The following is a 22,693-nucleotide window of genomic DNA, read 5'->3' as shown; positions in this document are numbered from 1 at the left end:
ACCCCTGGAACGGCCTGCAGGGGTGGGTATTACCACCTTCATCTTCGAAAGGACGGATGTGATGTTTAATGAGCGCTAACAAAGTAGGGTCGGTACTGGTGGTGGGAGCGGGTATCGCCGGCATCCAGGCCTCCCTGGATCTTGCCGAATCGGGCTACTTGGTCTACCTGGTGGAAAGTTCTCCGGCCATTGGCGGCACCATGCCCATGCTGGATAAGACCTTTCCCACCAACGACTGTTCCATGTGCATCCTTTCCCCCAAACTGGTGGAATGCGGCCGTCACTTGAATATCAAAACCTACACCTGCGCCGATGTGGTGGACGTGCAGGGCGAGCCGGGGAATTTTACCGTAATCATCCGTCAACGCCCCCGCTACGTCGGTGTGGATAAATGTAAGGGATGTGGCGAATGCGCCGAGGCCTGCCCCATTGATGTCCCTTCGGAGTTCGACCAGGGGATCGGGGAGCGCAAGGCCATTTATAAACCCTACGCCCAGGCTTTTCCCAACGCCTATGTCATAGATAAGGAAAACTGCATTGAGTGCGGTGCCTGCGAGGAAGCCTGCCAGGCCGGCGCCATCGACCATTCCATGGAAGAGGAAACCATTGAGCTGAATGTGGGGGCGGTGGTTCTCTGCCCGGGATTTCAGAAGTTTGACCCCTCCCAACTAACCTATTATGGTTACGGTAAATATCCCAATGTTTTGACCAGTTTGGAATTCGAACGCATTCTAAGCGCTTCCGGTCCCTTCCAGGGACATCTGGTCAGACCCTACGATAAAAAAGAACCCCGGCGCATTGCCTGGATTCAGTGCGTGGGTTCCCGCAACTGCCGGATAGACCACGGTTATTGCTCCTCGGTGTGCTGCATGTATGCCATCAAGGAAGCGGTTATTGCTAAGGAACATAGCAAAGAGCCCCTGGAGACCACCATTTTTTACATGGACATGCGCACCTACGGCAAGGGTTTTGAGAAGTATTACAACCGGGCCAAGGACGAACAAGGAGTCAGGTTTATCCGTTCACGGGTTTATGAAATTTCGGAAGTGGAAGACGAAAGTAAAAATCTACGCATCCGCTATGCTAATGAAGATGGTGCTATCAGTGAAGAAGAGTTTGATCTGGTCGTTCTGTCCGTTGGCCTTGAACCCTCCCCGGGTATTATGGAACTGTGCCGGAAGCTGGGACTTACACTGAACAAGTACGGATTTGTGGAGCCCGCTTCCTTTACCGGTGTAGGGACAAATAAACCGGGCATTTTCGTAGCCGGCGCTTTCAGCGCACCCAAAGACATCCCTGAAACGGTCATGCAGGCCAGTGCTGCCGCCGGCGCTTCGGCCAGCCTCCTGGCGGAAGCCCGGGGTACCTTGGTGAAGGAAAAGGAATTCCCGCCGGAGAAAGACGTCAGTGGCCAGCCACCGCGTATTGGCGTGTTTGTCTGTCACTGCGGTGTGAACATTGGCAGTGTGGTCAATGTGCCCGAAGTGGTGGAAATGGCCAGGAATTTGCCCAACGTGGTTTATGCCGGCGAATATCTCTACGCGTGCTCCCAGGATAGCCAGGCGGCCATGAAACAAATCATTGAAGAATACGGCCTGAACAGGGTGGTGGTTGCCTCGTGCAGTCCGCGAACCCACAAACCCCTCTTCCAGGAAACTGTCCGGGAAGCCGGATTAAACCGGGCACTGTTTGAAATGGCCAATATCCGCGACCAGTGCTCCTGGGTACACATGCATGAACCGGTAAAGGCCACGGAAAAAGCCAGGGACCTGGTAAAAATGGTGGTGGCTAAAGCTGCCCTGCTGGAACCGATCCCCCAAATCGCAGCCGGTGTAACCAAAGCCGCCCTGGTCATTGGCGGCGGCGTATCGGGCATGACCAGCGCCCTTTCACTGGCCGATTTAGGTTACCGGGTACACCTGGTGGAAAAGGAGCAGCAACTGGGCGGAATGGCCCGGCGCATCAGGCACGGGTTAAAGGGTGAGGAAGTACAGCCCTTCCTAAATGATCTTGTGGCCAAAGTAATGTCCCACCCCAATATTGAGGTTCACGCAGGCACAGAAGTTCAAGCCGTGGCCGGTTATGTGGGTAATTTTGTCACTACCCTGACAAACGGCAAGGAACTGCAGCATGGCGTGGCTGTTATCGCCACAGGCGGTGAGGAATATAAACCCACGGAATATCTTTATGGCGAAAGTGACCGGGTATTTACCCAGTTGGAGCTGGAAGAAGCCCTGGCAGCGGGAGACCCGCGCATTGAGAACGCCAAGACATTTGTGCTCATCCAGTGCGTCGGCTCCCGGGAACCTGAGCGCCCCTACTGCAGCCGGGTATGCTGCGGCAAGTCCGTCAAGCTTGCCTTAAAACTCAAAGAAAAGAATCCCTCAACCAACGTATTCGTGCTCTACCGGGACATTCGTACCTATGGTTTCCTGGAGGACTATTATCAGGAAGCCCGCCGCAAGGGCGTGTTATTCATCCGTTACAATCCTGAAAACAAGCCGCTGGTTGAAAAGGAAGACGGCTCGCTAAAGGTTACCGTAACCGACCACGTCCTGGGTGTACCGGTAGTCATTGAGGCCGATGTAATCGGACTGGCGGCGGCCATCGTGGCTCCTGAAAGCAACCGCCAACTAGGCCACCTCTTTAAGGTGCCTTTGAACGAAGACGGCTTCTTCCTGGAAGCCCACATGAAGTTACGGCCGGTGGACTTCACTTCCGAGGGTATTTTCATGGCCGGTTTGGCCCATGGACCGAAAAACCTGGAGGAAAACATTGCCCAGGCCAAAGCGGCAGCGGGCAGGGCATCTACCATTCTCAGCAAGGATCATCTGGAATCCCACGGTGTGGTAGCAGTGGTGCAGCAAGATAAATGTGCCGCCTGCCTCACATGTGTCAGGCTCTGTCCCTACAATGCGCCTAAAATTAGAAATTACGCTGCTGAAATTGAACCACTACTTTGCCAGGGCTGCGGCACCTGCGCCGGAGAATGTCCCAACAAGGCCATCACCCTCCAGGGTTATAAAGACCATATGCAAATGTCCATGAGCAAAGCTTTATTCAGGGAGGTGTAACCAGTGGGGGAATTTGAGCCTAAAATCGTAGCATTTTGCTGCCACTACTGAGCCTACTCCGCAGCGGACCTGGCAGGTTCGATGAGGCTCCAGTATTCTCCAAACATTCGCATTGTCGAAATGCCCTGCTCAGGCACTATCGATCACCGGGTGCTCCTGCAGGCCTTTGAAGATGGTGCCGACGGCGTGTTTGTTGCCGGCTGCATGGAAGGCGACTGTCACTTCCAAAAAGGAAACTATCGCGCCAGGAAACGGGTAAATGCGGTTAAAAAACTGCTCGATGAAATTGGAGTGGGTGGCGAACGCCTGGAAATGTACAACCTTTCGGCGGCCATGGGACCCCGTTTTGCGGAAATAGCCAACGAGATGACCGAACGTATCCGCCGCCTGGGCCCCAATCCCCTTAATAAACAAAGTGCTGGGACTACGGAGAAAGAAGGTGACGTGGCATGATCATAGCACAACAAAAGCCAATTAAAGATATTGCCGCAATGATTGCTGACTGCAAAAAGGTCCTCCTGGTTGGCTGTGCCGGTTGTGTTACCGTCTGCCTGTCGGGAGGCGAGAAAGAAACCGAAGTTTTAGCTTCATCCCTGCGCATCATGCGCCGGTTACAGGGCAACCCCCTGGAAACAGTTACCTATACCGCCACCAGGCAGTGCGACCCGGAATACATTGAGGCCCTGGAGAATCTGGTTAAAAACGTCGATGCCGTAGTTTCCCTTGCCTGTGGAGTGGGCGTACAGTACATCGCCGAGCGGTTTCATGACAAGTGGGTGGTACCTGCCCAGAACACCATGTTTGTGGGTGGTTCCACGGCCCACGGCGTGTGGGAAGAGAGATGCGGTCTTTGCGGCGACTGCATCCTCCACCGCACCGGCGGTATCTGCCCCATTATCCGCTGCTCCAAGAGCATTTTAAACGGTCCCTGTGGCGGTTCCCAGTACGGCAAGTGCGAGATCAGCAAGGATGTGGACTGTGCCTGGCAACTGATCTACGACCGCATGAAAGCTCTGGGCAAGCTGGATAAATTGCTTGAAATTCAGCCGCCCAAGGATTGGTCCAAGTCCCGTGACGGAGGGCCGCGTAAAGCCATCAGGGAGGATGTGATGATCGGGTGAAAACAGAAAGCAAACTGCAGAAGCTCCTTGACAGCGGCCACTTTGCGGTGACTGCGGAAATCGGGCCGCCCAAGCATGCCTCCGCCCATGGTATCCGCCACCATGCCCACATGTTGAAGGACTACGTGGATGCAACCAATATTACCGATTGCCAGACGGCTATCGTACGGCTCTCCAGCATTGCTTCTGCCGTGCATATCCTTGATTGCGGCCTGGAACCAATTGTGCAAATGACCTGCCGGGACAGAAACCGCATTGCCATCCAAAGCGATCTGCTAGGTGCCTACAGCCTGGGGGTCCGGAACCTGCTCTGCCTGTCGGGCGACCATCAGAAGTTTGGTAACGAGCCCTCGGCTAAAAACGTCTACGATATTGACTCCATACAACTAATCTATTTGATGCGCCGCATGCGGGATGAAAAGCTGTTCTTCTCCGGCGAACCCATCAAAGAACATGAACCCCGCTTCTTCATAGGAGCGGTGGCCAACCCCTTTGCGGATCCCTTTGAGTTCCGGGTGGCCCGGCTGGAGAAAAAAGTGGAGGCCGGGGCGGAATTTATCCAGACCCAATGTATTTTTGATATGGAGCGTTTTGAGCGCTTCATGGAAATGGTCCGGGAGAGGGGCATTCACGAACGGGTACACATCCTTGCCGGGGTCACCCCACTGAAAAGCTGGCGGGCAGCAAAATACCTGCAAACCAGCGTCTCGGGTATGATTGTACCCGATGATATCGTGGAAAGGCTGAAAAAAGCGGAGGATCCCAAGCGAGAAGGAATTGAGATCTGCATCGAGCAAATCAAGCATATTCGCAACATTCCCGGCGTACACGGCGTACACATCATGGCCATTGCCTGGGAAGAAGTGGTGCCGGAAATCGTGGAACGGTCCGGTCTTTTTCCGCGGCCCAAAGTGGAATAAGTGAAAACTGAACCCCCGCGTAATGAGCGGGGGTTTTTATTGTTTCACCGGAAAAGCCTGTCGTTCCAGGGGAAAATACTAACTTACAAACCCTGCCGGGATAAATAGAGAGCAATATCAACCACCCGGTTGGAATAGCCCCACTCGTTATCATACCAGGCCACCACTTTAACCAGAACACCATCAATGACCATGGTAGAGAGGGCGTCCACAATTGACGAATGGGGGTTGCCATTGAAATCCCGGGAAACCAGGGGCACTTCGCAATAGTCCATGATTCCTTTAAGTTCGCCCTGGGCTGCTTCCTTTAAGACGGCATTGATTTCTTCCTTGCTCGCAGGCCGGGCCAGCTCGGCCACCAGATCCACCACGGAAACGTTGGGCGTTGGCACACGCATGGCCATGCCGTTAAGCTTGCCCTTCAATTCGGGTAAAACCAGCGCTACTGCTTTGGCGGCACCAGTGGTGGTAGGAATGATGGACAGGGCCGCTGCCCGGGCACGACGCAGGTCCTTATGGGGCAAATCCAGGATCTGCTGGTCGTTGGTATAGGAATGAACGGTGGTCATCAAACCGCGGACAATACCAAACCGCTTGTGCAGTACCTTGACTACGGGAGCCAGGCAGTTGGTGGTGCAGGAAGCACAAGAAATCACATGATGCTGGGCGGGATCATATTTATCCTCGTTTACACCCATGACAATGGTAATATCTTCATTTTTGGCGGGAGCGCTGATCAACACCTTTTTCGCTCCACCTTCCAGGTGTTTGGCGGCATCTTCCCGGGCGGTAAAACGACCGGTGGATTCCACCACAATATCCACCCCCAGTTCTCCCCAGGGCAGTTTACCGGGATCCTTCTCCGCCAGCACTTTTACTTTCTTACCATTAACCATAAAACTGTCGCCAACTGCTTCTACCTCGCCCCGGCAGATCCCATGCACGGAATCGTATTTAAGCAAATGGGCCAGTGTACCGGCGTCGGTAAGGTCATTAACCGCTACGACTTCCAGCTCCGGATGGTTCAGAGCAGCCCGGAAAACATTACGCCCGATACGCCCAAAACCGTTAATACCCAATCTTACCGTCACTTTGATCACTCCTTTTTCAGGATGTACACGTTCTATTTTTTCCAGTTCCACAAGATTGCATGCTGTAAAAAACACACCTGGCCGCAATAACAGGCCCTGGCAAAAATTAAAATAACATAATCAGCCCTTTAAGGGCAATAGTTAGTCCAGAATCCAGAATTACCCGTCAATTTTCCTTAAAATTGATATATGGCGTGCACTTTCCAGTTGGAGAAAGGATAAAGAGTATCTTACAGAGAATATTAATGTATAAAAAAATCAATTTGACACGGGCGTTGCTTTATTTGTATGCTCTTTAATGAGGAGGTCTGCCATATGATTTTAACAACCACTCCAAACGTGGAAGGGAAAAAAATTTTAGCTTACCTGGGCATCGTAACTGGAGAGGCAATCATGGGTGCCAACATAGTGCGGGATTTGTTTGCTGCCATTACCGATATTGTGGGCGGGCGTTCCGGCGCTTATGAGGCCAAACTCTCCCAGGCCCGCCAGATTGCCCTGGAGGAAATGGCCACCCAGGCCCGCCGTTTAGGGGCCAACGCGGTGGTCGGTATTGACCTCGATTATGAAGTAATCCGGGAAGGCATGCTCATGGTCACCGCCAGTGGCACAGCCGTCCAAGTTGCTTAAAAAAGTTACCCCGGTGTTCAGTAAGATGTGCTAAAATATTATTAGTTTTGCGGGTTGGCTAAAAAGAATGATCGCTATGGTCTTTTGAAAAAAGGAGTGATCCTATGTCCCGCAACGTTTTAATAGTCATAGACATGCTCAAGGATTTCATCGACACAGACGGCGCCCTGAACTGTGGCGAAAAAGGCAGGGGGATTGTACCCTTTGTAGCGGAAAAGGTAAAAGAATTTATGGCCCAAAAGGAGCCGGTAATCTTTGTCATGGATGCCCATGACCCCGAAGATCCGGAATTCTCCCGTTTCCCCGTCCACTGCGTTTACGGCACCCCGGGAGCAGGGCTCATCGATGAGCTTGCTTCAATGGTGGAGGAATACCCCTTTGCCATCAAGGTGCCTAAAACCCGTTTCAGCGGCTTTTTCCGTACTAATTTAAACAAAATCCTGGAAGATCTCAATCCGGCTGTAGTCCACGTCGTGGGGGTTTGTACCAATATCTGCGTCCTGTATACGGTGGAAGAACTGCGCAACCGGGATTACCGGACAGTGGTATATACCAAAGGGGTGGCCAGCTTCGATGAGGAAGCTCACCGGTGGGCGCTAAAACAAATGGAAACGGTTCTGGGAGCGGAGATCATTTAATGAAACTCCTTCTGGACTACCATATCCACCCCGGCTATTCCATAGACGCCGAAGATTATAGCATCCTGGAGTACTGCCAGCAGGCCCTTAAACTGGGGTTGAGGGAGATTTGTTTCACCCCCCACCTGGAAGTGGACCCGGTACGGCGCCGGTTGGACTGGTTCGTGCGGGTGAAAGGAAAGCTTCACCCCATGGAGGATTTAGGCTGGCTTGATCATTATTTCCAGGACATCGAGGAAGCCCGTAGCCAACTGCATAACCGGAAACTGAAAATAAAAGCTGGTCTAGAAGTTGGCTATGAACGGGGCTGTGAGAAAACCATTGAAAAAATCTTAAATAATTATCCCTTTGATTATGTACTGGGTTCCATCCATTGCCTTGAACACCAATCCATATCATCCTGGGAGGAAAGCCGGATCTACTTCTCCTCCCATACTGCGGAAGAGGCGTGCGGTGAATATTTTCAAGTCTTAAAGGAAGCCGTGGAAAGCAACCTCTTTGACTGTATCGGTCACCTGGATCTTTATCGACGCCACGGAGAACGCCTCCTGGGTACAACCCTGGGAAATGCCCATAAAGGAATGGTCGAACCGATTCTTAAGGAAATGGCACGGCGAAATATGGGTCTGGAAGTAAATACCTCCAGCCTGCGGCGGGGACTGACCGAATTTCATCCCAGCCGGGAAATCCTCTTACAGGCCCGGGAATGTGGCGTTAAAATATTCACCGTGGGCTCCGATGCCCACCGGCTTTCTGATCTGGGAGCGTATACAGACCAGGCGGTATTAATGTTAGAAGAAATGGGGCTCGCGGTGTATACATTTATTTCTCGTCAACCTTGCCCCCTCTAACGGTTTTTTTTGCCTGGACAAACTTCCTCCCTTACCATAAAATATTCACTAAGCGGGGGAGGAAGAGCATGATGAATGGCAGAACGGTGAAAAGATACAGGGAGGGAAACATTACCGCTGCCTTTGGTGCCGACCTGTTGCTCCAGGGCACTACCGCCATCCCGAATCTTTTACTCCGGTTGTACCGTCACCTTGATATAAACGACGAAGAAATGATTCTTCTCATTCAGCTTCTCCGGTTGCAGGTAGAGGAAAAGAACCTGTTTCCTTCCGCCTCCACCCTGGCGGCATGCACGGCCCAGGATGTAACCCGGGTGCAACAAAACCTGAACAGGTTAATAGAAAAGGAAGTGCTGGCCGTAACGCAGTATTATGACGAAAGTAAAGATCAGATCCTCAGTGGATATGACTTTGAACCGCTGTTAGAAAAGCTCTCGGAGATCTGGGCCAGCATCAGGGTCAAGGAAATTGAACGTACCCGCAGCCTGCTGGAAAAAAGGCCTTTAGAGACAAAGGCGCAAGAATTTGCCCTGCTCATCCGGGCCTTTGAACAGGAATTCGGTCGGCCTGTTTCCCCCATGGAGGTCGAACAGATCCGCCAGTGGACCGAGGAACTGGATCCCACGCTGGTCTTGGAAGCTTTACGCCGGGCCGTCCTGATGGGCAAGCATAATTTCAAGTATATTGATAGTATTATTCTGGAATGGAAGAAGAACAACCTGCGTACCGTTGAGGAAATAAACGCCTATGACGCACAATTTAAGAAACGGCGTTCAGGTAAACAGCCCCCCTCAAAGGTGGATGAACGGAAGAAAGCACTTTTGAAAACGCTATACCTCAGTTAATTAGAAAGGATGCCGGCCAGTGAAGGCCTGTCCTGTATGTGAGGATCGGGGTGTGGTGATCAAAAACAACGTGGCCGTTCCCTGCCCGTGTAACAAGCAGAGGGCCCTGGTTAACCGTTTTAAAGAAGCAGGGTTACCGGAAGGTTTACGTAACCACACCTTTGACAAATTTAACTTTAAGTATTATTCGCGATTGCGGGTAGATCCGGAACGCAAAATCACTTATTACGAATCGGCCCGGCGCACCTTTCAGGCGGCGCAAGACTTCGTTCGTAATTTTAAGAACGACCGGCATATCGATGGTCTGTTGATTACCGGCCCCGTGGGCAGTGGAAAAACATTCCTGGCCGCCTGCATAGCCAACGCCCTGTTGGAAACCGAAGTGCTGTTATTGTTTGTGGTTGTACCGGACTTGCTAGATCGCCTGCGTTCAACTTATGACCAGAACCGCCAGGGTGCAGATTATTCGGAAAAGGATCTCCTGGATGCGGCAAGGGAAGTGCCCCTTTTGTTTTTAGACGATCTGGGAGCCCATAATTATACCGAATGGACCAAAAATAAACTTTATTCGATCTTAAATTACCGCGTCAACCATCGTCTCCCCGTAATCATTACCACCAACATCAGCCTGGAAGATTTAGGCGAGTATTTGGGAGAAAGAACCACTTCCCGCATTTGCCAGATGTGCTGGCCTTACCGGTTACCGGTTGAAGATGACATTCGCATGGTCCAGCGCAGGGAAAGGCTCCGGGAAGGTTAAAAACTAAATATGTGCGGGGCAGGTCCCCAACGGGGGATAATAGGGAAGACCGGGGAGCAGGTGGACCTGCTTAAGCCGGCGCGGTCCCGCCACTGTAACCGGGGAGGAACCCGCAAGGTGCCACTGGCCTAGCACTCACTGATGAGCTGCTACATCCAATGGGACGCTTGTTCATAACGACACGGTTTAACGATGTCACTGGTGAGTGCTGGACCGGGAAGGCGCGGGCATCCAAAGATCCGGAAGCCAGGAGACCTGCCTGCCCCTTTCACTGGAACATGTCCTTTACCAAAGGGCAAAAAGCCAGTGGCAGGCCTTTCTATCTTCGCGCGAAAGATAGCAGGCGTAAAGACTCTCCACACGCCCCTACTTTTGCCGGGCGTGTTTTTTTCAGGGGGAAACAAGGTGGCTAAGCCTTTACGAAACGGGATTACGACAGGAGCCTGTGCCGCTGCGGCTGCCCGGGCTGCCACGGAGTTGCTTTTTCACGGTATAAAACCTGATCAGGTTACTTTGGTCAACCCCATGGGCCAGCCCTTAACGGTGCCCATTCACCAGGTAGAGGCAATACCTGGCGGTACCAGGGCAGTGGTGATTAAAGACGGAGGGGATGATCCCGACGTTACTCATGGTCTGCCCGTTGTGGTCGAAGCCCGCCCCGCCCCAGAGGGAATTCGCCTGTACGGGGGGCCTGGAGTAGGGCGGGTAACCAAACCGGGGCTGGCGGTGGCCGTAGGCGAACCGGCCATTAACCCCGTTCCCCGGCAAATGATTAAGGAGGCTGTGGCCGGCGTTCTCCCTCCCGGATGGGGAGTGGAACTAATGATCAGCGTACCCGGGGGGGAATTGGTAGCCAGGCGCACCCTGAACCCCCGTCTGGGAATTGTGGGGGGGATATCCATACTGGGAACCACAGGCATAGTCCGGCCCATGTCCGAGGAAGCGTTTAAGGATTCCCTGCTGCCCCTTCTGGATATGGCCAGGGCAGCAGGCTTTGATCAGGTGGTTCTTACCCCGGGACGATTGGGAATCCAGACAGCGGTGGATAGATACGGATTCCCGGCCGAAGCTGTGGTGGAAATGAGCAATTTCGTAGGTTTTATGCTGGAAAACTGTGTGGAAAAAGGCTTTTCCGGCGTTTTGCTCTGGGGGCACCACGGAAAGCTTTTAAAGGTGGCTGCCGGCATTTTTCATACCCACAGCCGGGTTGCCGACGCCCGGCGGGAAACCCTGGCCAGTCACGCCGCCCTGATGGGTGCAGACAGGGGCCTCATCGCACGCATTATGGAAGCCAGCACCATTGAAAGTGTGGTAGAGTTGCTGACGGAACACAATTTCCTGTCTGTTTACCACCAACTGGCCTGCCGGGCCAGCCAGCGGGCCATGGAGTACGTCCACCACCGTTTAAAGGTGGGAACAGTCTTTTTGACCCTGGATGGCAAAATCCTCGGTTGGGACCGTCAGGCACGGGAAATCGGGAGGGCGCTGGGATGCCGCGAATTAAGGTAATTGGCGTAGGACCGGGCAACCTGGATTATCTCACCCCTGCCGCTCAAAGAGCTTTGGCCAGCGCCCGGGTACTGGTAGGCGGCCAGCGCCACCTGTCCTATCTGGCCCGGGAGGAACAGAAAACTTTTGTAATTAAAAATAATCTTGCGGCCATGGTGGATTTCATCCGCTCACACCGGGAGGAAAAGGTAGCCGTTTTAGCTTCAGGTGATCCTGGACTGTATGGAATTTTGAATTACCTGCGCCAATATTTCACCCCGGAGGAATTGGAGGTCATCCCCGGAATCAGTTCGGTGCAACTGGCCTTTGCCCGCCTGGCCATGCCCTGGCATGATGCGCTGATCTTGAGTGCTCACGGAAGGCCCGTCGAGGACCTGGTTAATCTGGTGCGCTACCAGGGGAAGATAGCCCTCCTCACCGGCCCGGGAGCTCCACCCAACCACATCGCCAGCCTGCTCGTGAAGGCGGAAATAGCTGATCGAAAAGTTTTTTGTTGTTGTAACCTGGGTTATCCAGAGGAGGAAATCCTGGAAACCACACCCGGTGAACTGGCCCGCCGGGACTTTTCCGGGCAAAATAATTGCGTTATGGTGATCATTGATGAAAAAAGCTTGGCCCTATGTGACTCCGGGGATTCCCGATGACCTGTTTATCCGGGGGAGTATCCCCATGACCAAGGAAGAAATTCGCGCCGTCACCCTGGCCAAGGCCCGGCTGGGACCGGGCCAGGTGGTGTGGGATATTGGCAGTGGCACCGGCTCCATTGCCATCGAAGCAGCCCGGCTAATCGGTGACGGCATCGTTTATGCCGTAGAGCAAAAGCCCGCGGCACTGGAGCTGATCCGGGAAAACATGCGTCGCTTTGCCCAGAAGAACATCCAGGTGGTGGAAGGCCGTGCCCCTGAGGCACTGCTCCAGCTCCCGCCCCCCCACCGGGTATTTATCGGCGGCTCGGGCGGCCAGTTAGGGGAGATAGTCCAGTTGCTGGCGGAAAGGCTTGCTCCGGGGGCAAGACTGGTCATCAACGCCCTGACCCTGGAAACACTAACCCGGGCCCTCACTTTGCTAGGCCCTCCCTGGGAAAAAGAGGTGGTGCAGGTTTCCGTAACCCGCACGGTATCCCGGGGCCATTATCATCTGATGCATGCTTTAAACCCTGTGTGGATCATCACTGCCCAAAAGGAGGGGGGTGAGGGTGTTGGGTAAGTTTTACGGCATCGGCGTTGGTCCCGGGGATCCGGAGCTGCTCACCCTGAAGGCCTACCGTGTTTTACAAGAAGTGGATGTAGTGTGTGTACCCAAATCGGCCTCCGACCGGGAAAGCCTGGCCCTGTCTATCATCAACAAGGTTATCAAGCGCCAGTTTACAACCATGGAGTTATCCTTTCCCATGTCCCGGGATCGCCAAATACTCGAAGAGCACTGGGCCATGGCCGGTGAAATGGTGGCCCAGCTGGTACGGGAGGGGCAGAAGGTAGCCTTTGTCACCATCGGTGACCCGATGTTTTACAGTACCTATGGCTACGTACGGGCTTACCTGCAAAAAAATTATCCCGACCTGCCCGTGGAAACCATTCCGGGGATCACCGCCATGAGCGCCTGTGCGGCCGCGCTGGAAGAACCACTGGCCACAGGGGAAGAGAACCTAGCCGTAATACCAGCGGCCTATAACCTAAAGCGCCTGGAAGAGGTGTTGGACAACTTTGACAACGTGGTACTCATGAAGGTAAACCGTTATTTCGATCGGGTGTTGGAACTCTTACGGGATAAGGGTTTAACCGAACGAGCCGCCCTGGTGAGCCGCTGCGGTTACCCCGATCAAATGGTAAGCCGGAAGGTCACCGATCTGGCCGGCAAGAAGCTTGATTACATGTCGATCCTGGTCATCCACAAGGGAGGCCGTTAACAAGGGGGACGCAAAAGTGATTTACTTTATTGGTGCCGGACCGGGAGATCCCGAATTGATTACCGTTAAGGGAGCAAAGTTGCTGCAGGAGGCCGATGTAGTCATTTATGCCGGCTCCCTGGTAAATCCGAAAATACTGGAATATTGCCGCCCCGGAGTAGAGATATACAACAGCGCCACCATGACCCGGGATGAGGTGCTGGCCGTGATGCGCCGGGCACACCAGGAGCAATTAACTGTAGCCCGGGTACATACCGGTGACCCCGCTTTGTACGGGGCCATCCAGGAGCAAATGGATGCCCTAGCAGCCCTGGGCATACCTTTTAAGGTTGTGCCGGGAGTGAGCTCCTTTCTAGCTGCTGCGGCCGCCATCCCCCACGAACTGACCCTGCCGGGGGTAACCCAGACCGTGATCCTTACCCGGCTGGAAGGGCGCACCCCGGTACCCGAGCGGGAAAAACTAAAGGAACTGGCCCGCCACAAAAGCACCATGTGCATCTTTCTTTCCGTACACCAGATGGATCAGGTGGTTGAAGAACTGCTTGCCGGAGGTTATACCCCCCAAACCCCGGCGCTGGTAGTGGAAAAAGCCTCCTGGCCCGAGGAACGGTTGTTGCGGGGTACGCTGGCCGATATCGCTGATCAAGTCAAGGAAGCAGGCATCACCCGCACCGCCCTGGTGCTGGTGGGAGATGTTTTCAACTCCCCCTACCAGTTGTCGCAGCTCTATGACCCCCAATTCTGCCATGGTTACCGGAGTAGCAGGACATGAACATTGCCGTATTCGCCATTACCAAAAACGGTATCGACCAGGCGGCAAAGGTATCCCGGCATTTACAGCAAGCGGGGCACCAGGTGCGTATGTTCAGGCCCGCCCGTTTCCCGGGGGAGGGGGAACCCTTTACCGGTCCGGTGTCCCGGGTGGTGGCGAAGGAATTCTACCGGTGCCAAGGACTGGTCTTTATCATGGCTCTGGGCATTGTGGTGAGATTGCTTGCTCCCCTGATCAGGGATAAGCGCTCCGATCCGGCTGTAGTGGTCATGGATGAAAGGGGACAGTTCGTAATCAGCACTCTAAGCGGTCATCTGGGAGGAGCCAATGAGCTGGCCCAACATCTGGCCGGGGCTCTCCAGGCAGTGCCGGTGATCACCACCGCCACCGATGTACACGGCCTGCCCGCGGTGGACGTCCTGGCCCGCAAATATAACTTAACCATGGAACCATTCACCGCCGTAAAACAGGTGAATGCCGCCCTGGTAAACGGTGAGATGGTCACCCTTTGCAGCGAACGGCCCCTCCCTCTCACCCAAACCCCGAGCCTGCGGTTAATCCCGTGGGAAGACTTGCCCGCCACCCGGCCGCAAGGGTGGCTGGTGGTAATCACCAACCGCGTGATGTTGTTGCCCCATGAAAAGACCCTTTTCCTGAGGCCACGAAACCTGGTAGCCGGCATAGGCTGCCGCAAGGAAATAGCCCCGGAAAGGGTCAGACGAGCTCTTTTGCATGCCCTGGATCTTGCCCGGCGCAGCCCCGCCAGCCTGCGGGCACTGGCGACGGTGGACTTGCGGGTACAGGAACGGGGTTTGCAGTTGGTTGCCCGGGAGATGGGTATCCCCCTGTTCAGTTTTACGAGAGAACAAATTCGTTCCATTTTTGCTCAAAAACCCAACCTTCATCATTCATCCTTTGTCCAGGGAAAAATAGGAGTTGGTGGTGTATGCGAACCGGTTGCCCTGCTGGCAGCTACCCCCCAGGCCAAACTGATTCTCCCCAAAACCACATGGGAGGGCGTGACGGTAGCCTTAGCCGAGGAAAGCTATGGGTGGTGGGAACGGGACCGGGAAGTATAGAACATTTAAGTCCAAGGGCATTGAAGGCCCTGCAGGAAGCCGACGTAATTGCCGGGTACAAAACCTATATTGAACTCATTGCCCCTATAGTGGAAGGGAAAGAAATCATCAGTACGGGTATGACCCGGGAAGTTGAGCGCTGCCGCGCGGCCATTCAGCGGGCCAGGGGAGGGCAGAAGGTAGCCCTGGTATCCAGCGGAGATCCTGGGGTTTACGGTATGGCCGGACTGGCTTTAGAAATCTTGCACCGGGAAAACCTGCTTGACCAGGTCGAGGTTGAGATCATCCCCGGCATCACCTCCGCTACCGCTGCAGCAGCTCTTCTGGGCGCACCATTGATGCACGACTTTGTGGTGATGAGTTTAAGCGACCTCCTGACCCCCTGGGAAGTAATTGAAAAAAGGCTGGCCCTGGCCGCCCAGGGGGACTTTGTGGTGGTTTTGTACAACCCGGCCAGCCACAAAAGAACATCCCAAATCCGCCGGGCCAGAGAACTCTTGCTCCAGCATAAAAAGGCCAGCACACCGGTGGGGATTGTTCGCAAAGCTTACCGGGACGGGGAAGAGGTGGTAATTACGGATCTGGAACATATGCTCGACCACCCCCTTGATATGTTTAGCATTGTGATCATTGGCAACAACCAGACCCAAAGGATGGGCAACTTTCTGGTTACACCCAGGGGATATGCCTTATGATTCTGGTCTTAAGCGGCACCGCCGACGGACGCCTGATTGTACAGGACCTGGTAGCCAGCGGTTACACTGTGCTGGCCTCGGCAGCCACGCCGTACGGCGGAGAGCTGCTGGCCCGGCACGGCGCCGAGATCATTACCGGCCCCCTGGCCCTGGACGAAATGGTTGCCCTGATCAAAAAACGCCGCATTGAGCTTTTAGTTGATGCCACCCACCCCTACGCCCAGCGGGTCTCTGAAATTGCCCGCCAGGCCTGTGCCCAAACACAAATCCCTTACCTGCGCTACCAGCGGGGGGAAACCAATTTGCCCCGGCACCCCTTGATCCATTGTACCGCCGGTTATGAGGAAGCAGCTCAACAAGCCACGCGTTTGGGAAAAGTAATTTTTCTTACCACGGGCAGCAAAACCCTGGATATCTTTTTAACTGCCGCCCGCCGGCATGGATGCCGCCTGGTGGTACGGGTACTCCCCGAACCTGCGGTAATCCAGCGCTGCCGCCGGCTGGGACTGAGCCCCGCCGATATTGTAGCCATGCAGGGCCCCTTTAGCCTGGAACTGAATCGTGCCCTGTTCAAACAATATGGGGCCGAGGTGGTAGTCACCAAAAACAGCGGGGTCGTGGGGGGTACAGATACCAAGATAGCGGCGGCACTGGAACTGGCCCTGCCGGTGGTGGTGATTAACCGGCCCCGGGAGCAGGACGGGGCAATAACCACTCGGGAAGAACTCCTGGAGAAAATCCGTAAAAGAAAGGATGTTCATGAGGCATGAAGACGGGTATCATTCTTTTGGTCCACGGCAGTCGCCTCCCGGAAGCCCAGGCTACCCTGCATCTTTTAAAGGAGCTGGTAGCCCAGGAAAGCTCCTATGATCTGGTGGAGGAAGCCTCCCTGCAATTCAACCAACCGGACTTACCGGCAGCTCTGGCTACCATGGCGGCCAGGGGAATGAAAAGAGTTGTGGTTGTACCCCTGTTCCTGTCGCAGGGGGTGCATATGAAAGAGGACATACCGGAAATTCTGGCCAGAGAGAAGGCCCGTTATCCCCACATGGATATTGTTATGACCGGCAATATCGGCGCCCACCGCAAACTGGCCGAAATAATCATAGAACGGATCCGGGAGGTAAGTGACCAGCATGCAATTAATTACTAACCCCAGGGCCATTGAGGAGCAGAGTATGCGCATTATCGAGGATCATTTGCCCGACCTGGCCAGGCTGCCAGCAGGGGAAAAGGCTATTGTCAAGCGGGTGGTGCACACCACCGGCGATCTTTCCTGCGCCCAACTCATGCGTTTTCACCCCCGGGCTGTGGAAAGTGGTTTAAGTGCCCTCAGGGCGGGAAAACCCATCCTCACCGATGTCAACATGGTTCGCAGCGGCTTGATTAAAGATCGCCTGGCAGCCCTAGGGGTGGCAGTAGATTGTTTGATTAACCATCCGGAGGTGGTTACCCGCGCCCGGGCCAGGGGAACTACCCGGGCCATGGTAGCCATGGAACTGGGCGCCCAAAAAATAGAAGGAGGTATCATTGCCATTGGCAACGCTCCTACGGCGCTTTTCACCCTGTGCCGGTTGATCTCTACCGGACAGGCCAAACCGGCCCTTGTAGTGGGAACACCCGTCGGCTTCGTGGGCGCGGCTGAATCCAAAGAAGAATTGATATCTTTGGATATTCCTTACATCACTATGACCGGCACCAGAGGGGGCAGCACCATTGCTGCGGCAGTGATCAATGCCCTGTTAATCATGGCTTAAGCTTTTGAAACTTTCAAAAGTCAAAAGATGATGCCCGTGTATAATTCCTCCCCGGCCTGCTTAAAATAGTAGGTGGCCGGAAAGGAGGACACAATGGGCAGTAAACTAACCAGATATGCTGGCGTGGTTACCTTTTTTCTTGTGTTAACCTGGGTTGCGGCCGGAAAACAGGTAGAAGCCAGCACATCCTGGAGTAGTGGCAGCGACCTGACCCACTACAAATATATGCTTTGCTATACCGTCAGGCCAGGAGATACCCTGTACGATATAGCCAGAATTTACGATGTACCTCTGGCTAAACTGATGGATACGAATAAACTAAAGGACACCATCATCAGGCCAGGCGATGTATTGCTGGTACCGGACCGGGTCAGTGACAACGTCCCGGCAGTACTTTCCCGCGGAGGTATTTCCCGGGAGGAGTTGATGCTCCTGGCCAGGCTGATCCACGCCGAAGCCCGGGGGGAAAGCTTCACCGGTCAAGTGGCCGTGGGGGCAGTAATCCTCAACCGGGTAGCCAGTCCGGGCTTTCCCAAAACCATCCGGGAAGTAATCTTTCAGAAAGATCAAAACGTCTTTCAGTTTTCCCCGGTGGAGGACGGCTCCATCTACCTGGAACCGGACGAAACGGCCATTAATGCTGCTCTGGAGGCTCTGGCGGGGCGGGATCCGAGCAACGGAGCTTTGTTCTTCTATAACCCCCGTATTGCCACAGACCGCTGGATCCGCACCCTGCCGGTGGTCACCCGCATCGGCAACCATGTGTTCGCCACCAAAGCCTAAAAAAGAGCCGGCCGTTAGACCGGCTCTTTCCCCCGGGGGAAAGACAACTCCCGCACCAGGATGTTTACGGACTTGACCACCAAGCCGGTCATTTCCTCCACCCGCCTTTTCACCGCTACCTGGATTTCCCGGCCCACCTGGTTTAATATGCAACCGTAGTATAAGACCGGATGCACCTCGATAACTACCCCGTCCACATCCCTCTGTACGGTCACCCGCCCGGCACTTTTTACTCCCGGCACTTCTTCTGCCGCCCGGGATACAATAGCCACCAGAGCGCTGGTGGTGATGGTTAGTTTACCATAATAGGTAAAGGTGGGGCGCACCACCGATTGTTCCAGCCAGCTACGCTTACCCTGCGGACCTTTACGACCCAGAAAAATCCTTAAGGAATCGGTAAATATATCTGGAAATCTTTTTTTGACCTCCACCGTGGGAGCGGGAATGACATGTTTACTGTACCGGGCGCGCATGGTCAGGGCCTGACGGATTTCCCGGGGAGAAGCTATTTCCTCAATGGAAATGATCCGGGAAACCGGTGGCAGGCCCAACCTGGCGGCAATTTTTTCCACCATCCCAACCGAAGTGCCCAGAATTAGAACCCGGGACGGTTTTACCTTTTCCAGCACTGCCCGGGCCTGCCGGGCGTGCTCTTCGTCCATGAAAAGGGCGGTCTTAATGGCTCCAATACGGGTTGACTGTCGTTTTGCCGATATACCCCCCAGGATTCGATTGCCTTTAATCAAAAGACCGTCGTCAATGATCAATTCTGCGCCACATTCATGAGCGGTAGCAATGGCCCGGAAACTCTTCCCGGTGCCGCTGGGACCTACCAGGGCGTAAACTTCCACGTTGTTCCCTCCAAGATAACGTGAAAAGGACATTTCTACGTGCATAGACCACTTTCCTTTTTTTCAGAGTCAAATTAGCAGCAGTTGAAATGGGATAAAATACTATACCAACCGGAAGTATCTCCATTTTTAAAAAACAAAAGGCCATGGGGCCTTCCCTGGGAGTGCCTTTTAGTAATGAAAAGAATGCTTTTGCTGCTCCTCATTCTAGCGGGCCTGGTCACCGGATGTACAAGCCTGGCCCTGCCGCATGAATTACCCACTCCTTCGAAAGTATTCGATGCCCAGGGGCGGCTGATTGCCACCCTTTCTCCCCAAAGGCGTATACCGGTACCCTTAAAAGACATCTCCCCTTACATGCAGCAGGCCATAGTGGCTATTGAAGATGCCCGCTTTTACCAGCACCACGGTATTGACCCGGTAGGCCTTTTGCGCGCTCTATATCATAATATTCGGGCGGGGAAAATAGTGGAGGGGGGAAGTACCATTACCCAGCAACTGGCCAAAAACATGTTCCTTGGGCCGGAACGGACCGCCAGGCGCAAAATAAAGGAATTGTGGTTAACCATCCAGATGGAAAGGCGTTATAGTAAACAGGAAATACTGCAGATGTATCTGAACCAGATTTATTTTGGCCAGGGGGCCTACGGCATTGAAATGGCCGCCCGCACATATTTTGATAAGTCGGCCCGGGAACTGGATCTGGGTGAGAGTGCCATGCTGGCTGGAATTGTTCGGGCACCCAGCCTGTATAACCCGGCAACCAATCTGAACGGCGTCAGGGAAAGGCAATCACTGGTTCTCCAGCGTATGGTGGAACTGGGCATAATTACTCCTGAAGAGGCCATGGAAGCCAGGCAGAAGCCCCTGCACCCCCGAAACCGGCTGGTCGAACAAACCCGCGCCGCTTACTTTGTAGCTGAAATAGTGAAATACTTGCAGGAAAAATTTCCCGACCAACCGGACCTGGCTTATACAGGCGGGCTGCATATATACACCACACTGGATTTAGATGTGCAAGAAGCGGCAGAAAAAACATTCCAGGAGGGCTTTGCGCAACAGGATCCGGCACTGGAAGGAGCCCTGGTGGCCTATGATCCCCGAACCGGCCATGTCAAAGCCATGATTGGAGGCAAAGACTTCAGCCGGTCCCAGTTTAACCGGGCCCTGGCCAGAAGTCAGCCGGGCTCGGCCTTTAAACCTTTTCTTTATGCCGCCGCCATCGACCGGGGCTACACGGCAGCCACCACCCTGGAGTGCAAACCGGTTAGCTACGAAATACCGGGCCAACCACCTTACCAGCCGCGGGATTTTAACGGAGGCTATCATAACCGGCCCTTTACCCTCAAAGAGGCCCTCTACACATCGGATAATGTGGTGGCTGTGGAACTGAATAACCGCCTGAAGCCGCAGACCCTGGTCGCATACGCCCGGCGTATGGGCATTGCGAGCCCCCTGAGGCCTTACCTTTCTCTGGCCCTGGGTACCTCGGAGGTGACTCCGCTGGAAATGGTCCGGGCATATGGCCCTCTAGCCAATGGAGGTGTACTGGCCAGACCTTTGTTGATTACCAAAATCCTGGACCAAAAGGGCAGGGTGCTGGAAGAAAACAGCCCTCAACTACAACAGGTACTTGACCCTAAAACGGCCTATATTGTTACCGACATGCTGAAAGGGGTGCTCCAACCGGGAGGCACGGCGGAAGCGGCCGGCGCCCTCCTGGACCGGCCGGCGGCGGGGAAAACCGGAACCACCGCCCATTTCCGGGATGCCTGGTTTGTCGGTTATACTCCGCAACTGGTAACCGCCGTGTATATCGGTTACGACGATAAATCGAGAGCGGTGGGAGCCACCGGAGGTCAGCTGGCCGCCCCGCTCTGGGCCAGGTTCATGGCCGCGGCTCTACGGGATGAACCTAAGGACGATTTCCCCGTACCCGAAGACATTGTCTTTATCGACATTTGCGCCAATGATGGGCTGCGGGCCACCCCTTTCAGTTCCCGGGTGATTAAGGCAGCCTTTGTGAAAGGCACGGAACCAATCCTCCCCAGTTTCTGGGGCAGCATCACCCCCTGGGGTTTAAAACTGCGGGACCTGCTGCAACAGGACGTGAACTTCTTACCGGAAGAATTATGGAAAAATTTAAAGGATCTCGACCCTGGCATGGAGAAGGAGAATTATTGAGGCAATAACGCCGCATAACACAAGGGGTGGGAATCTTGTCCCGGGAATTTGCCGCCGCCATAGGTAAACATTTCCGTCTCAACGAGCAAGAGGTTGCCCTGTTGGGGAAGAATATCCGGCAACTCTCCCGCCTGGAACGGCGCACCTATTTTGAGCAACTAAAACCAAGGGAAAGGGAGTTCAAACTCTTCCTGAAGGAAAAGTACGCCCTCCTGGATGAAGGAGGACGCCAGAAATGGATGGATACCACGGTGCAAAGCCTCCTGGACAAAGGAGGTGACCCGGACCTGGCCGACAGTCTGGTTATGGATGTGATCGGCCGGTTACAGGTCTACAAAAGTTTGCGGGAAAGGGCAGAAAACGAAGGCATTCGGCTTAAGGCCCTGACAAATTTCGGCGGGCTTTCCATGGTTCTTTTCCTGGTGGTAATTATTACGGCCATAGTCCTTTACCTGGCCGGCCGTTAAAATCGCTGACGAGGTGGAACAATGGTTAATCAGCTTAACGCCTTTAGTGAAGCAATGCGTAACTTTGTATCCCTGGCCAGCGAACCGGAAGCCGTGGTTTTACGCACCGGTGCCTCCTATGATGCCCAGAGAAAAATTTTCCTGTTACCATATTTTGGGCAGATTTACGAAATTGATCTCACCGGCAATGTGCAAAGGCAGGGATCCCCCGGAGTAGTACCCTACAACGACCGCACCCTGATTTTGCAATACCTGTGCTCGGCCAGCGGTTTGCCGCCCCGGGGGCATTGGTTGTCCTTCCTGGAATTACCCCACGGCGCCCACCACAACGCGCCCTTCCATACTGACGCCCTTAACCCCCTGGCGGAAGCCTTTGGCACCAGGCTGGAGGATTTTTACCGGGCCACCAGGCATCTGGGAGGCGAACCCGTGAACATGGGAGATGCGGGTGCTAAAATCCCGGCCCTGCCCAAACTGCCTCTGGCCGTCACCATCTGGGCCGGCGACGAGGAATTCCCGCCCCGGGCCAATATTCTTTTTGATGCCGTAGCCCCCACTCATTTAACCACCGCCGCCCTCTGGGTACTGGGTGTGGAACTGGCCCACAAGCTCATTGCCTTCATCCAGCCGGCACGGCAGGCCGTGGATTGGCTCGGGAAAAATCCTGTCAAGCGTCAGTGACTTTGTCAGTGAAATTCGTCAATGAAAATGTCACTCAGACACATTACTTATCTCATTCATCTGGGCTAAGAAAATGTCA

25 protein-coding genes and 1 riboswitch are annotated in these 22,693 nt (G+C 54.2%); of the genes, 23 read left to right on the top strand and 2 right to left on the bottom strand.

Annotation, left to right across the window (positions count from 1 at the left end):
• The first annotated feature begins 68 nt into the window (after positions 1–68).
• Genes J2Z49_RS12685 through J2Z49_RS12670 form a run of 4 tightly spaced genes read left to right on the top strand, consistent with a single transcriptional unit; the run spans position 69 to position 5,115 of the window.
• Positions 69–3,074 (top strand): CoB--CoM heterodisulfide reductase iron-sulfur subunit A family protein, encoded by a 3,006-nt coding sequence (locus J2Z49_RS12685; protein WP_307403317.1) that lies wholly within the window; start codon positions 69–71, stop codon positions 3,072–3,074.
• Positions 3,075–3,077: 3 nt separating this feature from the next.
• Entirely contained in the window at positions 3,078–3,527 is a 450-nt protein-coding gene (locus tag J2Z49_RS12680) for a hydrogenase iron-sulfur subunit (RefSeq protein ID WP_307403316.1), read from the top strand.
• Complete coding sequence (locus J2Z49_RS12675) at positions 3,524–4,195, top strand: methylenetetrahydrofolate reductase C-terminal domain-containing protein (protein WP_307403315.1); 672 nt, start codon at positions 3,524–3,526, stop codon at positions 4,193–4,195. The genes J2Z49_RS12680 and J2Z49_RS12675 overlap by 4 nt, the downstream gene beginning before the upstream one ends.
• Positions 4,192–5,115, top strand: coding sequence for a methylenetetrahydrofolate reductase (locus tag J2Z49_RS12670; protein WP_166342751.1), 924 nt, complete (start codon positions 4,192–4,194; stop codon positions 5,113–5,115). The genes J2Z49_RS12675 and J2Z49_RS12670 overlap by 4 nt, the downstream gene beginning before the upstream one ends.
• 83 nt (positions 5,116–5,198) lie before the next feature.
• Here the strand turns inward: J2Z49_RS12670 and gap are convergent, their stop codons facing one another.
• Positions 5,199–6,206 (bottom strand): type I glyceraldehyde-3-phosphate dehydrogenase, encoded by a 1,008-nt coding sequence (gene gap / locus J2Z49_RS12665; RefSeq protein ID WP_307403314.1) that lies wholly within the window; start codon positions 6,204–6,206, stop codon positions 5,199–5,201.
• Positions 6,207–6,521: 315 nt separating this feature from the next.
• Between gap and J2Z49_RS12660 the strand changes: the two genes are divergently transcribed.
• From J2Z49_RS12660 to J2Z49_RS12585, 16 genes are all read left to right on the top strand, one after another.
• Positions 6,522–6,836 (top strand): YbjQ family protein, encoded by a 315-nt coding sequence (locus J2Z49_RS12660; protein WP_307403313.1) that lies wholly within the window; start codon positions 6,522–6,524, stop codon positions 6,834–6,836.
• A 104-nt stretch (positions 6,837–6,940) separates the two neighbouring features.
• Entirely contained in the window at positions 6,941–7,474 is a 534-nt protein-coding gene (locus tag J2Z49_RS12655) for a cysteine hydrolase family protein (RefSeq protein WP_307403312.1), read from the top strand.
• Complete coding sequence (locus J2Z49_RS12650; protein WP_307403311.1) at positions 7,474–8,325, top strand: histidinol-phosphatase; 852 nt, start codon at positions 7,474–7,476, stop codon at positions 8,323–8,325. Before J2Z49_RS12655 ends, J2Z49_RS12650 begins: the two co-directional genes overlap by 1 nt.
• 68 nt (positions 8,326–8,393) lie before the next feature.
• Positions 8,394–9,170: a DnaD domain-containing protein gene (locus J2Z49_RS12645; RefSeq protein WP_307403310.1), complete on the top strand. Its 777-nt coding sequence runs from the start codon at positions 8,394–8,396 to the stop codon at positions 9,168–9,170.
• Between the two features lie 19 nt (positions 9,171–9,189).
• Positions 9,190–9,930 (top strand): ATP-binding protein, encoded by a 741-nt coding sequence (locus J2Z49_RS12640; RefSeq protein ID WP_307403309.1) that lies wholly within the window; start codon positions 9,190–9,192, stop codon positions 9,928–9,930.
• 3 nt (positions 9,931–9,933) lie between these two features.
• Positions 9,934–10,207: riboswitch (cobalamin riboswitch) on the top strand.
• 128 nt (positions 10,208–10,335) lie between these two features.
• On the top strand, positions 10,336–11,439 hold the full coding sequence (cbiD, locus tag J2Z49_RS12635) for a cobalt-precorrin-5B (C(1))-methyltransferase CbiD (protein ID WP_307403308.1): 1,104 nt from the start codon (positions 10,336–10,338) through the stop codon (positions 11,437–11,439).
• Positions 11,421–12,083, top strand: a complete 663-nt coding sequence (gene cbiE, locus J2Z49_RS12630) for a precorrin-6y C5,15-methyltransferase (decarboxylating) subunit CbiE (RefSeq protein ID WP_307403307.1) — start codon at positions 11,421–11,423, stop codon at positions 12,081–12,083. Before cbiD ends, cbiE begins: the two co-directional genes overlap by 19 nt.
• Positions 12,040–12,645, top strand: a complete 606-nt coding sequence (cbiT, locus tag J2Z49_RS12625) for a precorrin-6Y C5,15-methyltransferase (decarboxylating) subunit CbiT (protein WP_307403306.1) — start codon at positions 12,040–12,042, stop codon at positions 12,643–12,645. Before cbiE ends, cbiT begins: the two co-directional genes overlap by 44 nt.
• Positions 12,635–13,345, top strand: coding sequence for a precorrin-2 C(20)-methyltransferase (gene cobI / locus J2Z49_RS12620; protein ID WP_307403305.1), 711 nt, complete (start codon positions 12,635–12,637; stop codon positions 13,343–13,345). The genes cbiT and cobI overlap by 11 nt, the downstream gene beginning before the upstream one ends.
• Before the next feature lie 16 nt (positions 13,346–13,361).
• The gene (gene cobM / locus J2Z49_RS12615) at positions 13,362–14,117 is read left to right on the top strand and encodes a precorrin-4 C(11)-methyltransferase (protein WP_307403304.1); all 756 of its coding nucleotides are present in this window, start codon (positions 13,362–13,364) and stop codon (positions 14,115–14,117) included.
• On the top strand, positions 14,114–15,196 hold the full coding sequence (locus J2Z49_RS12610) for a cobalt-precorrin 5A hydrolase (RefSeq protein WP_307403303.1): 1,083 nt from the start codon (positions 14,114–14,116) through the stop codon (positions 15,194–15,196). The genes cobM and J2Z49_RS12610 overlap by 4 nt, the downstream gene beginning before the upstream one ends.
• Entirely contained in the window at positions 15,169–15,891 is a 723-nt protein-coding gene (cobJ, locus tag J2Z49_RS12605; protein ID WP_307403302.1) for a precorrin-3B C(17)-methyltransferase, read from the top strand. Before J2Z49_RS12610 ends, cobJ begins: the two co-directional genes overlap by 28 nt.
• The gene (gene cobK / locus J2Z49_RS12600; protein ID WP_307403301.1) at positions 15,888–16,661 is read left to right on the top strand and encodes a precorrin-6A reductase; all 774 of its coding nucleotides are present in this window, start codon (positions 15,888–15,890) and stop codon (positions 16,659–16,661) included. The genes cobJ and cobK overlap by 4 nt, the downstream gene beginning before the upstream one ends.
• Positions 16,658–17,044, top strand: coding sequence for a sirohydrochlorin chelatase (locus J2Z49_RS12595; protein WP_307403300.1), 387 nt, complete (start codon positions 16,658–16,660; stop codon positions 17,042–17,044). Before cobK ends, J2Z49_RS12595 begins: the two co-directional genes overlap by 4 nt.
• Positions 17,028–17,648, top strand: coding sequence for a precorrin-8X methylmutase (locus tag J2Z49_RS12590; protein WP_307403299.1), 621 nt, complete (start codon positions 17,028–17,030; stop codon positions 17,646–17,648). Before J2Z49_RS12595 ends, J2Z49_RS12590 begins: the two co-directional genes overlap by 17 nt.
• Before the next feature lie 93 nt (positions 17,649–17,741).
• The gene (locus J2Z49_RS12585) at positions 17,742–18,431 is read left to right on the top strand and encodes a cell wall hydrolase (RefSeq protein WP_307403298.1); all 690 of its coding nucleotides are present in this window, start codon (positions 17,742–17,744) and stop codon (positions 18,429–18,431) included.
• 14 nt (positions 18,432–18,445) lie between these two features.
• On the opposite strand, the gene J2Z49_RS12580 is transcribed toward J2Z49_RS12585, so the two are convergent.
• Positions 18,446–19,282: an Asp23/Gls24 family envelope stress response protein gene (locus J2Z49_RS12580; RefSeq protein ID WP_307403297.1), complete on the bottom strand. Its 837-nt coding sequence runs from the start codon at positions 19,280–19,282 to the stop codon at positions 18,446–18,448.
• Between the two features lie 177 nt (positions 19,283–19,459).
• Here J2Z49_RS12580 and J2Z49_RS12575 point away from each other — a divergent pair, with 177 nt between their 5' ends.
• From J2Z49_RS12575 to J2Z49_RS12565, 3 genes are read left to right on the top strand one after another with little or no spacing between them, the layout of a single operon-like run.
• The gene (locus J2Z49_RS12575) at positions 19,460–21,466 is read left to right on the top strand and encodes a transglycosylase domain-containing protein (RefSeq protein ID WP_307403296.1); all 2,007 of its coding nucleotides are present in this window, start codon (positions 19,460–19,462) and stop codon (positions 21,464–21,466) included.
• Positions 21,467–21,501: 35 nt separating this feature from the next.
• Complete coding sequence (locus tag J2Z49_RS12570) at positions 21,502–21,933, top strand: hypothetical protein (RefSeq protein WP_307403295.1); 432 nt, start codon at positions 21,502–21,504, stop codon at positions 21,931–21,933.
• Positions 21,934–21,954: 21 nt separating this feature from the next.
• On the top strand, positions 21,955–22,614 hold the full coding sequence (locus J2Z49_RS12565) for a DUF3786 domain-containing protein (protein ID WP_307403294.1): 660 nt from the start codon (positions 21,955–21,957) through the stop codon (positions 22,612–22,614).
• The last annotated feature ends 79 nt before the right edge of the window (positions 22,615–22,693 follow it).

It is taken from the genome of Desulfofundulus luciae (assembly GCF_030813795.1).
In the GTDB taxonomy this organism is placed as follows: Bacteria; Bacillota; Desulfotomaculia; order Desulfotomaculales; family Desulfovirgulaceae; genus Desulfofundulus; species Desulfofundulus luciae.
The sequence above is the reverse complement of the archived record's forward strand: the minus strand, read 5'-3'. Positions and strand labels throughout refer to the sequence as shown.